At 35.1% G+C, this 13,970-nt stretch carries 13 protein-coding genes; 8 read left to right on the top strand and 5 right to left on the bottom strand.

Annotation, left to right across the window (positions count from 1 at the left end):
* Positions 1-139: 139 nt before the first annotated feature.
* The 3 genes from AC5LXI_RS03825 to AC5LXI_RS03815 all read right to left on the bottom strand — a co-directional run bounded on the left by AC5LXI_RS03825 (position 140) and on the right by AC5LXI_RS03815 (position 2,674).
* Entirely contained in the window at positions 140-727 is a 588-nt protein-coding gene (locus AC5LXI_RS03825; RefSeq protein WP_493443601.1) for a hypothetical protein, read from the bottom strand.
* Between the two features lie 158 nt (positions 728-885).
* Complete coding sequence (locus AC5LXI_RS03820) at positions 886-1,497, bottom strand: hypothetical protein (RefSeq protein WP_493443600.1); 612 nt, start codon at positions 1,495-1,497, stop codon at positions 886-888.
* Between the two features lie 145 nt (positions 1,498-1,642).
* On the bottom strand, positions 1,643-2,674 hold the full coding sequence (locus AC5LXI_RS03815) for a LacI family DNA-binding transcriptional regulator (RefSeq protein WP_493443599.1): 1,032 nt from the start codon (positions 2,672-2,674) through the stop codon (positions 1,643-1,645).
* Positions 2,675-2,988: 314 nt separating this feature from the next.
* On the opposite strand from AC5LXI_RS03815, the gene AC5LXI_RS03810 reads away from it, so the two are divergent.
* The 4 genes from AC5LXI_RS03810 to rimL all read left to right on the top strand — a co-directional run bounded on the left by AC5LXI_RS03810 (position 2,989) and on the right by rimL (position 5,827).
* Positions 2,989-3,432: a PTS sugar transporter subunit IIA gene (locus AC5LXI_RS03810; RefSeq protein WP_493443598.1), complete on the top strand. Its 444-nt coding sequence runs from the start codon at positions 2,989-2,991 to the stop codon at positions 3,430-3,432.
* A 31-nt stretch (positions 3,433-3,463) separates the two neighbouring features.
* Positions 3,464-3,736 carry a PTS sugar transporter subunit IIB gene (locus AC5LXI_RS03805; RefSeq protein WP_110434695.1) on the top strand — a complete coding sequence of 91 codons (273 nt, stop codon included), beginning with the start codon at positions 3,464-3,466 and terminating at the stop codon, positions 3,734-3,736.
* Between the two features lie 15 nt (positions 3,737-3,751).
* Positions 3,752-5,110, top strand: a complete 1,359-nt coding sequence (ulaA, locus tag AC5LXI_RS03800; protein ID WP_493443597.1) for a PTS ascorbate transporter subunit IIC — start codon at positions 3,752-3,754, stop codon at positions 5,108-5,110.
* Positions 5,111-5,281: 171 nt separating this feature from the next.
* Positions 5,282-5,827 (top strand): 50S ribosomal protein L7/L12-serine acetyltransferase, encoded by a 546-nt coding sequence (gene rimL, locus AC5LXI_RS03795; protein WP_493443596.1) that lies wholly within the window; start codon positions 5,282-5,284, stop codon positions 5,825-5,827.
* Between the two features lie 75 nt (positions 5,828-5,902).
* Here the strand turns inward: rimL and AC5LXI_RS03790 are convergent, their stop codons facing one another.
* Both AC5LXI_RS03790 and adhP read right to left on the bottom strand, forming a co-directional pair.
* Entirely contained in the window at positions 5,903-7,351 is a 1,449-nt protein-coding gene (locus tag AC5LXI_RS03790; protein WP_493443595.1) for an APC family permease, read from the bottom strand.
* Between the two features lie 181 nt (positions 7,352-7,532).
* Positions 7,533-8,564 carry an alcohol dehydrogenase AdhP gene (adhP, locus tag AC5LXI_RS03785; protein ID WP_110434691.1) on the bottom strand — a complete coding sequence of 344 codons (1,032 nt, stop codon included), beginning with the start codon at positions 8,562-8,564 and terminating at the stop codon, positions 7,533-7,535.
* Positions 8,565-8,910: 346 nt separating this feature from the next.
* On the opposite strand from adhP, the gene AC5LXI_RS03780 reads away from it, so the two are divergent.
* Genes AC5LXI_RS03780 through AC5LXI_RS03765 form a run of 4 tightly spaced genes read left to right on the top strand, consistent with a single transcriptional unit; the run spans position 8,911 to position 13,968 of the window.
* Positions 8,911-10,506 carry an ABC transporter substrate-binding protein gene (locus tag AC5LXI_RS03780; RefSeq protein ID WP_493443594.1) on the top strand — a complete coding sequence of 532 codons (1,596 nt, stop codon included), beginning with the start codon at positions 8,911-8,913 and terminating at the stop codon, positions 10,504-10,506.
* A gap of 17 nt (positions 10,507-10,523) precedes the next feature.
* Positions 10,524-11,498 carry an ABC transporter permease gene (locus AC5LXI_RS03775; protein WP_493444245.1) on the top strand — a complete coding sequence of 325 codons (975 nt, stop codon included), beginning with the start codon at positions 10,524-10,526 and terminating at the stop codon, positions 11,496-11,498.
* Positions 11,499-11,500: 2 nt separating this feature from the next.
* Positions 11,501-12,331 (top strand): ABC transporter permease, encoded by an 831-nt coding sequence (locus tag AC5LXI_RS03770; RefSeq protein ID WP_493443593.1) that lies wholly within the window; start codon positions 11,501-11,503, stop codon positions 12,329-12,331.
* Positions 12,328-13,968, top strand: coding sequence for an ABC transporter ATP-binding protein (locus AC5LXI_RS03765; RefSeq protein WP_493443592.1), 1,641 nt, complete (start codon positions 12,328-12,330; stop codon positions 13,966-13,968). The genes AC5LXI_RS03770 and AC5LXI_RS03765 overlap by 4 nt, the downstream gene beginning before the upstream one ends.
* The last annotated feature ends 2 nt before the right edge of the window (positions 13,969-13,970 follow it).

Genomic DNA, 13,970 nt, shown 5'->3' with positions numbered 1-13,970 from the left:
TTACTTTATTTGTTTCATAACGACGTGATACTCTTTTTCATGACTATTAGTAATTTTGGTTTTTATCCATAAATAATTACCAACACTAACTCCTTATTTTCCTAAGGTTTGATTATATTGTTTTTAATACCAATTATAATTAATTACCATCTTCAACTTTATCAAAAAATCTTAAAACAAAAAGACCTATAAATTCATTACAATTTGGACACCTAATCGTTTTTATCATATCTATTTTTTTATAATAGTTATCGCTCAATGGTATATGTTTAGGAATATACATGGACATATAGATTTCTTTATCACAAACAAGAGCTATATATTTACTGCGACAATGACGACAAAAAGCATATTGCACATGAGCGATAACTGCGCTACGAAAATCCTCATCGGTGTAACTATCATCTTTTATTTTCTGGTCTAATTCTTTTAAATTAATATCTTTGTTGGTCCAAAATAGGCAGTGTGTTTGATAAGCATCATATTCCTTTTTTATAGGAATAGTTGCTAATCGCGCGTTTACTTTAAAAATTGCTAATCGTGTATCCGTGCCATTTTGCAACGTTTCAATAAGTTGTTTTGAGGCATATCCCCCCATTCGTCGATTAAAACAATTTTGGCTCTCCGGTATAACAAGGTTGTTGATTAATATTGTTTCCTCTTTTATTAAATCGTCTTCAGGGAATATATAGAAGAAATCAATCTCTTCTACTTTTATTAATTTCATGGTTTCACCCCATTAATAAGTTTGAATCCTCTCTTGCTAATTACTTTATTTGTTTCATAACGACGTGATGACGTGATACCTTTTTTCATTAACTAATTAGTAATTTTTTCTCGATTTATAATTACAAACTTTGATTGCGCCACTTTCATAATATTTTATTACATTGTTTTTAATAACAGATTATCTTCTTTATCAAAGAATCTTATTACAATGATACCTAAGGATTCATTACAATTTGGGCATCTAAGCGTTTTTGTCATATGAATTTTTTTTACAAAGTAATCGCTATAGGATTTATGTTTAGCAAAAGCTATAGGAAAATACATTAACTCATATATCGCAGGATCATAAGTAAGAGCTAAATATTTATTTAGACAATTACGATGGCAAAATACATATTGCAAACGAGTGATAATTGCGCTATGAAAATCTTCATCGGTGTAACTATCCTCCCTTATTTTCTGATCTAATTCCTTTAAATTAATATCTTTGTTAGTCCAAAATAGGCAACGAGTTTCATAAGCATAAAAATAATCTTTTATAGAATGAACCTTTCGTATGCTTGTTGTATAAATTGCTAATCGTGTATCTGTGCCATTTTGCAGCGTTTTAATAAGTTTCTCAGGTACATACTTACCCATTGGGAGATTTGGAAAATCTGGGCTCTTGGGCAAAGTAAGGTTATTGATTAATGTTGTTTCCTCTTTTATTAAATCATCCTCAGGGAATATATAGAAGAATTCAATCTCTTCTGCTTTTACTAGTTTCATCGTCTCTTTCCATTAATAAGTTCGAATTCTCTTTTGCCGACCAATTTTATATAAAAAGCCTATTTTGAGTAGGCTTTTTATTATCACACTATTGTGTAAATTTAAACTTAGAGTGTCCATTAACAAAATGATTTTTATAGTTAAATTACAAACTATCTCTTGAATAAATGGTTGGTTTTAGTGTTGATAATTCGAAATTTGAATTGTCCTTTCTATCGGTTAATTTATTCAATAATAAGTTACCAATATACTCGCCTTTTCTCTTTGACGGTAACGAAATCGTCGTGAGAGTCGGAATGCTTACTTGACTAAATTCACTATCACCAAAGCCACAAACGGCTAATTGGTAAGGAACTCGAATATGTCGTCTTTGACATTCATAGAGCACACCACACGCCAACTCATCGGTAGTACAAACTAATGCATCTATTTCAGGCCAGTTTAACAAGATATCAGGTAACAATGCACTACCAGTACTAAAATTAGCCGGCTTTGCCGGATTAATTATTCTATGTGTTGGCAAATGACTGTTTAACATAGCTTTATGCCAACCATGTAACCTTTGTTGAAAAACATGACATTGGTGGTCAGCACAAAGTAAACCAATATGACGATAGCCTTTTTTTATTACATGTTCAGTCAACATACACATTGCTAAACTATCATCCACTTCAATATGTATATTTGCCACTTCATCATACGATTTACCAATATTGAAAGTAGGAATAGTTTTATTGTTTAATATATTTTCAATAAAATCTTCATCTTCAATATAAAAGAGTAATATCGCTTCAAGATTATTACTATAGATAGTCTCCAGCAGTTGTGATTCACGCTTATAGAAAAAGTAAGATTCAAAGATAATCGTGGTATAACCTTCTTTAAGTAAATAGGCTTGCAGTGCATTGAGTGCGATTCGTATTGAATCTTCATAAATTTTTGTAGTAATGACCGCAATAACTTTATTGGCAGAAGCTGAGGCTAGCAAACTGGCGGCAATGTTAGGTTTATAACCTAATGTCTCAACGGCTAGTTGAATTTTTTGACGCAGTTTATCCGATACTTTATCTGGCGTTCGCAATGCTCGCGAAACAGTCATGGTACCAACACCAGCATATTTAGCGACGTCAAATAAAGTGGTTTGACCTGTACTCCTGCGTTTTTTTGTATCCGACATATTCGATCTCAAGTAAAACTAACCAGTAGTTAAATTTATACTCCTAAATTCCATAAAACCAATAATTACAATATGTTAAATCATTAATTAAAAGAGTTAAGCATAAAACGAAAACATTATAATATTATGCTGTGCAAATTTTTTACAACTATATATCAAAAATGCTACCCAAATCACAAAATTGAAAAATTGTTGATGAAAAAATGATAGCGCTATCACATTTTTATTTTTTTTAAATTATTATTGTTAGCCAATGTGTTAATTTTCTATCATCGTAATATTGACAATATACCAAATCGGTTTTCGGAGGAAAAATGTTAAATCAATGGTTAACTAGTCAAACTGTAAAAACTATTGATTCAGTCCAAGATTGGAAAGAAGCAATAAAAATTTGTGCAGCCCCTTTACTGAATAACAATTCAATCTCTTCTAACTATATTGACGCTATTTTTCAATTACATAAATCAATTGGTCCTTACTATGTATTAGCTCCTGGCATTGCTATGCCGCATGCTCGACCAGAACAAGGAGTAAACAAATTGGGGTTATCAATGTTACTTGTCAAAAATGGCGTTAATTTCAATTCAGAAGAAAATGACCCTGTTTATTTAATTACTTTATTGGCCGCTAGTGATAGTACGAGTCATATCGAATTGTTAACCCAATTAGCAACACTGTTCGCTGAAACAAAAGATATTCAGACAATTTTCAATGCAAAAAATAGTGACGAAATTTTAACAGTGATCAATCGTTATTAAATCAAATTAAACTAATAAAAGGATAAATAATATGAAAATTATGGCAGTTTGTGGTTCAGGTCTTGGTAGTAGTTTCATGGTAGAAATGAATATCAAAAAAGTCCTCAAAAAATTAAATATTGATGCAGAGGTAACACATGCTGATCTTGCCTCAGCAACACCAGAACAAGCAGATCTTTTTGTGATGACTAAAGATTTGGCGGCAAGTTCTGGCATTCCGCAAGATAAATTGGTGGTTTTAAATAATATTATTGATATCAACGATTTAGAAGAAAAACTCGTTGAGCACTTCAACAAAGCCTAATTATGAGGTATTGCTATGATTCAAGAAGTAATTAAATTCGTTGTTGATATCTTAAAAGTGCCAGCAATACTTGTTGGTCTAATTGCCATGGTTGGGTTATTAGCACAACGAAAATCATTCACTGATACAGTAAAAGGAACGGTTAAAACAATTTTAGGATTTTTAGTATTGGGTGGTGGTGCAACGGTTTTAATCAGCGCAATTACGCCTTTAGGATTAATGTTTGAACAGGCATTTAAACTTCAAGGTATCATACCTAATAATGAAGCTATCGTTTCAATGGCACTGAATGAATATGGTACCGCAACAGCATTAATTATGGCTTTCGGTATGGTTGCCAATATTGTGGTTGCCAGATTCACCTGCTTAAAATATATTTTTCTAACCGGCCATCATACTTTTTATATGGCATGCATGATCAGTATTATTTTAACCGTTGCTGGATTTGAAGGTTGGCAATTAGTATTTACTGGTTCATTGGTTCTAGGCTTGATCATGGCATTCTTCCCAGCTTTAGCACAACCACAAATGCGTAAAATAACTGGAAACAATGATGTTGCATTTGGTCACTTTGGTACATTAGGTTATGTATTAGCTGGTTGGCTGGGTTGTGCTTTTGGTAAAGGTTCTCGTTCTACTGAAGAGATGAATTTACCGAAAAATTTAAGTTTTTTACGTGATAGTTCAATCTCTATCTCATTAACTATGATGATTATCTACTTAATTCTAGCAATATTTGCCGGTCCTGAGTATATTCAAGCAAACCTAAGTAATGGCGATAATTATTTAGTTTATGCGATTATTGAAGCAATCACATTTGCGGCAGGTGTATTTATTATTCTTCAAGGGGTTAGACTTATTTTAGCCGAAATTGTCCCAGCATTTACTGGTTTTTCAGAAAAATTAGTACCAAATGCAAAACCTGCCTTAGACTGCCCGGTTGTTTTCCCTTATGCACCCAATGCAGTATTGATTGGTTTTTTATTTAGTTTTCTTGGTGGATTAGTCGGATTATTTGTACTAGGACAGCTAAACGCCGTGCTTATTTTACCTGGTGTTGTCCCTCATTTCTTCTGTGGCGCAACTGCTGGGGTATTTGGTAACGCAATGGGTGGCCGTCTCGGTGCAATGCTTGGTGCTTTTGCCAATGGTTTATTAGTTACCTTCTTACCAGTACTTTTATTACCTGTTTTAGGATCACTTGGTTTTTCTAATACAACTTTCTCAGATGTAGATTTTTGTGGTGTTGGGATTATCCTTGGCAACATGGCAAAATGGTTCAATAAAGATATTATTATGGGTATCTTCATTGCTATTTTTGCTCTATTAGTTGTACATAATGTGTTAACAAAACCTAAACAAGATAAAGAATAAAAATAAGTTATTATTTTTATAAAGGCCAGACTTGCTAGTCTGGCAATTTTATCCCTTCATCACGCTACAACTTAGTCAATCAATTATCGGTAATAAAGTTTATTCAATATACATGACTTGCTAATAGATTTAAAATCATTGAACAAATGTGGTTTTTTAAAGGAATAAATAATGACCAATAGTCTAAATACTACGATTGATGTCAATCAACATCTTTGTTTAGTACCAGCAAATAATCAATATACATCAGATATTTATGAAGTTATTGTGGCCAATAGGGAGAACTTTAGCCAATTTATGGCTTGGCCTAAATTTGTGAAAAACCAAGCAGATACCGCTCTGTTTTTAGATTCTTGTTGGCTAAAACATCAACAGAATGAAAGCAAAACCTATGTTATTCTACTAAAACATCGAGCTATTGGTTTACTCTCTTTTAATCAGATTGATAAAAATAACAAAACAGCTTATATCGGTTATTGGTTAGATGGTTCAATGCAAGGCAATGGAGTAATGACCGAGGCGCTCAATGCATTAATAAAGCATTATGCTATGCAAAAAATAATTAGGCGATTTGTTATTAAGTGTACTGTTTATAATGAGAAAAGTAATGCTTTAGCCAAACGCTGTGGTTTTAGTTATGAAGGTACATTAAAACAAGCTGAAAATATTAATGAAACTTTTCATGATCAAAATATTTATGGTTTGATTGTTGATTAAGTTTAATTATTTACTGATAAAAAACCGACCTAAGTCGGTTTTCATTAATAATTCTCTAATAATCAAAATGAACTATTATTTGATCGCAAAATAACCATAGGTGATTAAACCAGAAACAATAATAATTGAAGATATCGCAATCATATACTTGGTTTTGAATTGATATTTCTTCACTTCACCAAGTGAGAGTTCAATATGTTTATTTTTATTATCAAAATAGTAGTAAAGAGGCAAACCAATCAAGGTTAACACAATTGAGGCAATCCCATTTACAGTTTGGTGAATTAACATACCATATATAACATAACCTGCACCTAAAATAGCGATAATAGGAATAATTGGATAACCAATTACTTTATAATGTCTTGGTATATCAGCAAATTTTTTCCTAGCGATAATTACCCCAATAAAGGTTAACAAATAAAATACCCAAATTGAGAACATCGAAATTTCAGATAAACGATCAGCATCAAGTAGGGTTGAATAAAGGAAGGAAAACACAACTAGGATAATAATTGCATTCACCGGTGAACGACTATCGTCATCAATTGTACTTAGGAATTTTGCTCCAATAATGGTTCCTCTCTCACCCATACTAAAGATAGTTCGAGATAATGTCATGATATAGCCATTAATACCGCCTAGAATTGAAACCATAATACCAACCGCAACTAAATTACCACCCAAATGGCCAAACATTCGTTGTGAAGCAACTGCTGATGCATCATGCCCAAGCGTAACCATTTCTTGTACCGGAAATATCTTGAATAGTGCAATATTAATACAAGCATAAACAATAACTAAAAATATTATGCCTAAAATAATTGCTTTAGGTAATACTTTTGATGGATTACGAATTTCACCCGCAACGGATGCAACTTGTGCCCAGCCATCATATGCAAATAGCGTCGCCAAGATTGCTACTGCAAACGGAGCAGTAGTTTCAATACCTTGTCCACTTGAACTAAATAATGCAACTTGACCATTTCCTTTCCATAATCCGAATATTGCTAGCAATAAGATCGGAACGAGCTTACAAAAAGTAGCCATTGTTTGCAGGTATCCAGCCTGCTTTACGCCAATTGAATTAATGCAGGCAATAAACCCCAAAACACCAGCACTAACTGCCATTCGATAGGAGTCATTAATATCGAATAATAAACAAAAAACCGAGCTAAAATAACCAACCAATGCACCAACTAATGATGGCGCAAATAAAACAGTAATCATCCAACCATATAAATGTGAAACTTTTGCGCCATAAATTTTTTCTAAATAAACCAACATACCCCCAGTTTTTGGAAACATAACGCCCAATTCACATAGTGTTAAACCACCACAAATAGAAAAAACACCACCAATTATCCAAGCTAACAATGCTAAGTTATAATCTCCAGCTACTTCTAATACCGCTGGAGGTTTCATAAACGCTCCCGCACCTAAAACCATTCCAACAACCAATGATAATGCAGAAACTAAGCCAAGATCTTTTCGTAAATTATTCTCTAAATTATGCTCAGACATAAACAACCCCTTAAACCTAATAACTAAGTGAGCAAAATTGGCTTATGATAGGACTTTATTTATAAAACACAAGGGAGATTAACCTTAATCTTAAAAAGCCTTTCAAATGATAGAATAATTGGTAATTTTCTTGATAAAAAAGTCAGCATAAAGCTGACTTTTAACGACTGGGTTATAATGTTTATTTTTTCTTCATTTTCATATCAATAACCATACGACCACGAATTTTACCGGCTTTCATTTCGTCAATCATGTCATTGATATCTTCAAGTGGGCGTTTTTCAACTATTGGTACCACTTTACCTTCCGCACTAAAACGAAATGCTTCCGCTAAATCTTCTCGAGTACCAACTAATGAACCGAGAACTTGGATGCCATCTAGAACGGTCTTAGGAATACTTAAATCCATTGTTTCAGAAGGTAGACCCAAGGCAACAACGCGACCTAATGGGCGTACAGAACCAATAGCCTGATTAAATGCGGTTTTAGTCACTGAAGTTACGACTGCACCATGAACGCCACCACCTGTATGCTCTTTAATATAGGCTCCAACATCAGCTACTTTTTTAGGATTAACCACTAAATCAGCACCCAATTTTTTACATAACTCTAATTGGCTATCGCTGTTACTAATTGCTACCACTTTATTGTTAAAAACATTTTTACCATATTCGATAGCCAAAGTACCCAGTCCACCAATACCAAATACTGCCAACCATTGACCCGGTTTAGTGTCTGCGACTTTAATGCCTTTATAAGTGGTTACCCCGGCACAAGTCACACTGGTGGCTTGAGCTGGATCTAAGCCATCAGGCACTTTTACCGCATAATCAGCTTTAACAATACATTGCTCAGCCATACCACCATCAACGCTATAACCCGAATTTAATGCACTACGACAAAATGTTTCGTTACCAGAAATACAATATTCACAAGTACCACAACCAGCATGGAACCACGCGATACTAACACGATCACCAACTTTTAAGCTTTTTACATCAGGGGCAATTTTAGTCACAATCCCCACACCTTCATGACCAATTACTCGGCCAGGTTTTTTACCGAAATCTCCCGCTGCAACATGAAGATCGGTATGACACAACCCACAATATTCAACCTCAACTAAAGCTTCCCCAGCCTCTAATGGACGAACCGGAATATCTTTAATTTCGACTTGACCATCGCATTCTTGTCTAATAACTGCAGCTTTCATCTGTTTCTCCTAAAATAATGACAATTTGAAAATATAACTGATGTTATTTTAGCCTATTTATTGAGAAAAAATATGAGTTATTTCACATTTATCAATAAAAATGAGAATTATTTTTCATTTTGTACCTATTCGCAGTTTTTAAATTTCAACAACATATAAAAACAGATAATTAATAGTTATAAGGACCCACCAATTAACTTCATAACTAAATATATAACTAAAAGTAATATAAATATGCGATATCGGCATTTCTCATCTTTACCAAAAATTTTTATAGTTAATACCTAAATATTTTCAATATTTATAAATATCTAAAATGTGGTGGCAATAATTGTAAGGAGCATGCATGAAATCATTTAATATCAAACAAATATTTATTATAGGACTACTCTCAATTTTGTTGCCCTTTTATTCAATGGCTGATGAAAAAACACCCCAACGCGGTGGAACATTAGTCGTTCATTATTCCGGAGAACAAAGAGTGCTCAATCCTGCTTTACGTGCCTCAACTGGTGTCTACGAAGTGTCGGGGAAAATAGTTGAATCATTGGTCGATCTTGATGCTGATGGTCACGTTGTTCCTGTGCTTGCAACATCATGGACATCATCACCTAATGGAAAAACAATAACCTTCAAATTACGTGAAGGAGTTAAATGGCATGATGGCAAACCATTTACATCACAAGATGTTAAATATAATGCACTTGAATTTTGGAAAAAAAGATTAAACTTTTCAACTGCATTACAACTTAATCTAACTTCTGTCGATACGCCTGATGACTATACCGTAGTCTTCAACTATTCTCGACCAATGCCATTAGATTTACTATTAAGAGCCTTAGTTGATCTTGGTTATGTCGTTCCCAAACATTTATATGAAGGAACCGATGTATTAAATAATCCTTATAACACCGCGCCGGTTGGCACTGGACCATTCAAGTTCGTTGAATATCAACGCGGACAACATATTATCGTTGAACGTAATCCAGACTATTGGCGAAAAGGTTATCCTTATTTGGATAAAATAATCTGGCGCATTATTGACGATAATTCGTCAGCGTCAGCGGCGCTTGAAAGTGGACAAATTGATTTAAGTAGTTACTCAAAACTCAGCCTTGCCGATATTAATCGATTCAAGCAGAACGAAAAATTCGAAGTATTAACAAAAGGTTCTCAAGCTAATATTTTCAATAATACCTTAGAATTTAACTTCCGCAATCCAATCATTGCTAACTTGAATGTCCGTAAAGCAATTGTTCAATCACTCGATATTCCATTTTTTACTGATGACTTTTTATATGGATTTGGTAAACCAGCAACCGGTATTATTCCATCCTCAAACGCTTTTTATCCTAAGGACAGTAAAATTATTTACCCTTTTGATAGAGAAAAAGCTGAACAATTATTAGATGAAGCGGGATATCAACGAAAAGCTGATGGTACGCGTTTCACCTTAAAATTAGTCCACATTAATAATGGTGAAGATGTACCACTTTTTGCAACTTTCATCCAACAATCTTTAGCGGAAGTCGGCATTAATGTAGTTATCGTTAATCTTGACACTGCTGGTGCGTTGAATGCCGTTTATAAAGCTCACGATTTTGATATTGCAACGGGTTGGCACCAATATAGAGGCGATCCTGCTGTATCGACAACTGTTTGGTTACGTTCTGGTAGCCCTGATGGTGCTCCTTGGACAAATCAATATGGCTGGAAATCAGAAACCGTTGACCAATTAATCGATAATGCCGCTACCGAAATAGATCCAGTCAAACGTAAAGCGCTTTATGTTCAATTAGTGGATATTGTTAATCGCGAACTACCTCTCTGGTTTGCTACAGAACGTGAATTTATCTCTGTGATTAATACCAAAGTTCACAATCATCATAATACTGCACGTTGGCCATCAAGTAGCTGGTTTGATGTATGGATAGAACACTAAGTTAAGGTGAAATGATGTTGCATATTCTCACTCTAGCATTTAGACGACTATTAACCACCATTCCAGCACTGGTGATCATTCTAATAGCCCTATTTTTATTATTACAATTGGCGCCTGGCGATACGGTCGATGCTTTGCTTGCCCAAATTGGTGGCGCTGAGTCAAGTGTTATTGATGAAATGCGCCATCATTATGAACTTGATCAATCAACAAGTTCGAGATTAATTAACTATTTATGGCGATTAGTTCATCTGGATTTAGGGCAGTCAGCCATATATAACAAGCCAGTAAGTGATATGATTTTAGAACGTTTACCGGCTACATTATTATTAATGGGTTGCGCTATGCTATTAGCATTTACCTTTGGAACAATTCTTGGCATTTTATCCGCCCAAAAAGTGAACCGTTGGCCAGATACATTAATTTCAATATTAGGACTTATATTCTACTCCACACCATCATTTTGGTTAGCTTTAATGGGAATTGTCGTCTTTTCCATTTATTTGAATTGGCTTCCACCCAGTGGATTTGGCAGTATTGGCGAATCGCTAACCGGTATGGCTGCAATTGTTGATATTGCTTGGTATTTAATTTTACCGACTACAACCTTAGCCTTAGTCTACCTAGCTATCTATTTACGCATTATGCGCGCTTCATTGCTTGAAGTGTCAACCATAGACTTTGTTAAAACGGCTAAAGCAAAAGGATTGAGTCATCGCAAAATATTAGTTAATCACATTCTACGTAACGCTATGTTACCAATGATCACTTTAATCGGTTTGCAAGCTGGCACCATGTTAGGTGGTTCAGTTGTTATTGAGACAATCTTTGCTATTCCGGGATTGGGGCGCCTTGCCTATGATTCCGTTGTCCAAAGAGATCTAAATACTTTACTTGGCGGTGTATTTGTTTCAGCAATACTCGTTATCATTATTAATTTTATTGTCGATATGCTTTATGCAAAACTCGATCCACGCATTACGGGACATTAAAGATGGCGATATTAAAAGATTATTTTCGTAGTCCAATTGCTAGAATTGGTACAATTTTACTACTATTAATTATTATCATTGCCTTAACTGCCGATTGGTTTTTTCCCGGCAATCCCCTTCGCTTAGCTGGCCGATCATTGCAATGGCCTTTCGCCAATCCTAAATTTATACTGGGTACCGATCAGGCGGGAAGAAATATTGCTGCGCAGCTATTTCATGGTGCAAAAGTATCACTTATTATTGGACTTTTCTCTACCTTAATTGCAATTATTATTGGTGTGGTGATTGGTGCTATTTCGGGATTTTATGGTAGATGGATTGATGACATACTGATGCGCCTTACAGAGGCATTCCAAATTCTACCTAACTTTTTACTATTATTAGTTGCTGTTGCGATATTTGGTTCAACAATTAATATTGTGGTGATAGCAATTGGTGTGGTTTCTTGGCCACCAGTTGCCAGATTAACTCGAGCCGAGTTTTTATCATTACGTAATCGTGAATTTGTACAGGCTGGAAAAACCATAGGCATGAGCTCAACTAGGCTGATGTTTAAAGAGATCTTACCAAATGCATTACCACCAGTAATTATGTATGCCAGTGTTATTTTATCAACCGCGATATTAATGGAAAGCGCGTTGGCCTTTTTGAGTCTTTCCGACCCCAATATCTCATCATGGGGGAATCTTGTTGGCAATGGACGGCTAGTATTACGCCAACAATGGTATGTTTCAGCTATTCCGGGCATCGCAATATTATTAACCGTATTATCAGCTTCATTAGTTGGTCAAGGAATAAACGATGCACTCAATCCGAGGTTAAAAAAACGATGAATCGAAAAAGACTATCTATTAAAAATTTAACTATAACTTTACCTCAGGGTTCCGATCGAAAATTTGCGGTTAATGATGTATCACTCGATCTCTACGTTAATGAGATCTTATGTGTTGTTGGTGAAAGTGGTTCGGGTAAATCTTTATTGTCTAATGCAATAATGGGATTACTACCTGATGGTGTTACTGCATCTCAAGGTGAGATCGATTTCAATGGTGACAACTTACTCACTTACAATGAGGAACAAATGCGTAAAATTCGTGGTGCGCATATTGGTATGGTTTTTCAAGATCCTATGACGGCATTAAATCCTTTAAAAACCATTGGCAACCAAATTGGTGAAATGTTCACAATACACACCAAGTTAAACAAACAAGAAATTAACCAAAAGGTTATTTCATTATTAACGGATGTACAAATGCCCAATCCTTTGTCGGTGGCTAAAGCTTATCCGCATCAACTTTCTGGCGGTCAACGTCAACGTGCCATGATTGCCATGGCGTTAGCATTAGAACCCGCTATTTTAATTGCTGATGAACCAACAACGGCTTTAGATGTGACAACTCAAGCTTGTATTTTAGCATTGATTCGCGAACTACAATCACGTAAAGGTACCTCGGTATTATTTATTACTCACGACTTTGGTGTGGTTGCCGATATTGCTACTCGCATTGCGGTAATGCAACAAGGAAAGCTAGTCGAGCAGGGTTTTGCTAATGAAGTATTAAACGCGCCAACACATCCTTATACCCAAGCATTAATAGCCGCAGTTCCTCCTCTTACTCCCGGTGATGTTCGTCGAATTAACAAAGAGATTATACTTGAAGTAAACAACCTATCAAAAACCTATCACAACCATAGTTTTTTTAAGCAAAATCGACGAACGACCTATGCAGTTGATAATGTGAGTTTCAAACTACATAGAGGTAGTACTTTAGGTATTGTGGGAGAGAGCGGTTCAGGCAAATCAACATTAGCCAGATGCATCATTAAATTATTAGAAATAGACAGCGGCCAAATCAACTTTGAAAATGTTGATATTACCAATTTAAAAGGGAAAAAACTTAAACACTATTCACGCCATATCCAGATGGTCTTTCAAGATCCTTATGCGTCATTAAACCCACGTCGAAAAGTCGGCGATCAAGTGACTATCGGACCAATACTCCATGGAACCACTAAATACGAAGCCATAAAGAAAGCAAAAGCGTTATTCAACATGGTGGGATTAGAAAGTGAGGCGTTAAATCGTTATCCTCATGAATTTTCAGGTGGACAAAGACAACGAATAGGTCTTGCTCGAGCATTAGCATTAGAGCCCAAAATATTAATTGCTGATGAGCCTGTATCTGCGCTTGATGTTTCAGTACAGGCTCAAGTTCTGGAATTATTAACTCAACTACGTAAACAGCTCGGTTTAACGGTGCTATTTATTACCCATGATCTGCGAGTTGCAGCACAAATTTGTGATCATATTATTGTAATGAAATCGGGCAAAATCGTTGAGCAAGGTATTGCCTCACAAATTTTTCTAAATCCGACTGTACTTTACACCAAAGATCTAATAGATGCGGTTCCTGGTAAAGGATGGAATCCACATCGATTAATCGACATGTCTCCCGCTATTCATATTTAAGG

The organism is Gilliamella sp. LMG 34361 (assembly GCF_984569075.1).
The sequence above is the reverse complement of the archived record's forward strand: the minus strand, read 5'-3'. Positions and strand labels throughout refer to the sequence as shown.

Bases quoted from the DNA above. Each gene is read 5' to 3' on its own strand.
- AC5LXI_RS03825 (WP_493443601.1), bottom strand. From the start codon at position 727: ATGAAATTAATAAAAGTAGAAGAGATTGATTTCTTCTATATATTCCCT.
- AC5LXI_RS03820 (WP_493443600.1), bottom strand. From the start codon at position 1,497: ATGAAACTAGTAAAAGCAGAAGAGATTGAATTCTTCTATATATTCCCT.
- AC5LXI_RS03815 (WP_493443599.1), bottom strand. From the start codon at position 2,674: ATGTCGGATACAAAAAAACGCAGGAGTACAGGTCAAACCACTTTATTT.
- AC5LXI_RS03810 (WP_493443598.1), top strand. From the start codon at position 2,989: ATGTTAAATCAATGGTTAACTAGTCAAACTGTAAAAACTATTGATTCA.
- AC5LXI_RS03805 (WP_110434695.1), top strand. From the start codon at position 3,464: ATGAAAATTATGGCAGTTTGTGGTTCAGGTCTTGGTAGTAGTTTCATG.
- ulaA (WP_493443597.1), top strand. From the start codon at position 3,752: ATGATTCAAGAAGTAATTAAATTCGTTGTTGATATCTTAAAAGTGCCA.
- rimL (WP_493443596.1), top strand. From the start codon at position 5,282: ATGACCAATAGTCTAAATACTACGATTGATGTCAATCAACATCTTTGT.
- AC5LXI_RS03790 (WP_493443595.1), bottom strand. From the start codon at position 7,351: ATGTCTGAGCATAATTTAGAGAATAATTTACGAAAAGATCTTGGCTTA.
- adhP (WP_110434691.1), bottom strand. From the start codon at position 8,564: ATGAAAGCTGCAGTTATTAGACAAGAATGCGATGGTCAAGTCGAAATT.
- AC5LXI_RS03780 (WP_493443594.1), top strand. From the start codon at position 8,911: ATGAAATCATTTAATATCAAACAAATATTTATTATAGGACTACTCTCA.
- AC5LXI_RS03770 (WP_493443593.1), top strand. From the start codon at position 11,501: ATGGCGATATTAAAAGATTATTTTCGTAGTCCAATTGCTAGAATTGGT.
- AC5LXI_RS03765 (WP_493443592.1), top strand. From the start codon at position 12,328: ATGAATCGAAAAAGACTATCTATTAAAAATTTAACTATAACTTTACCT.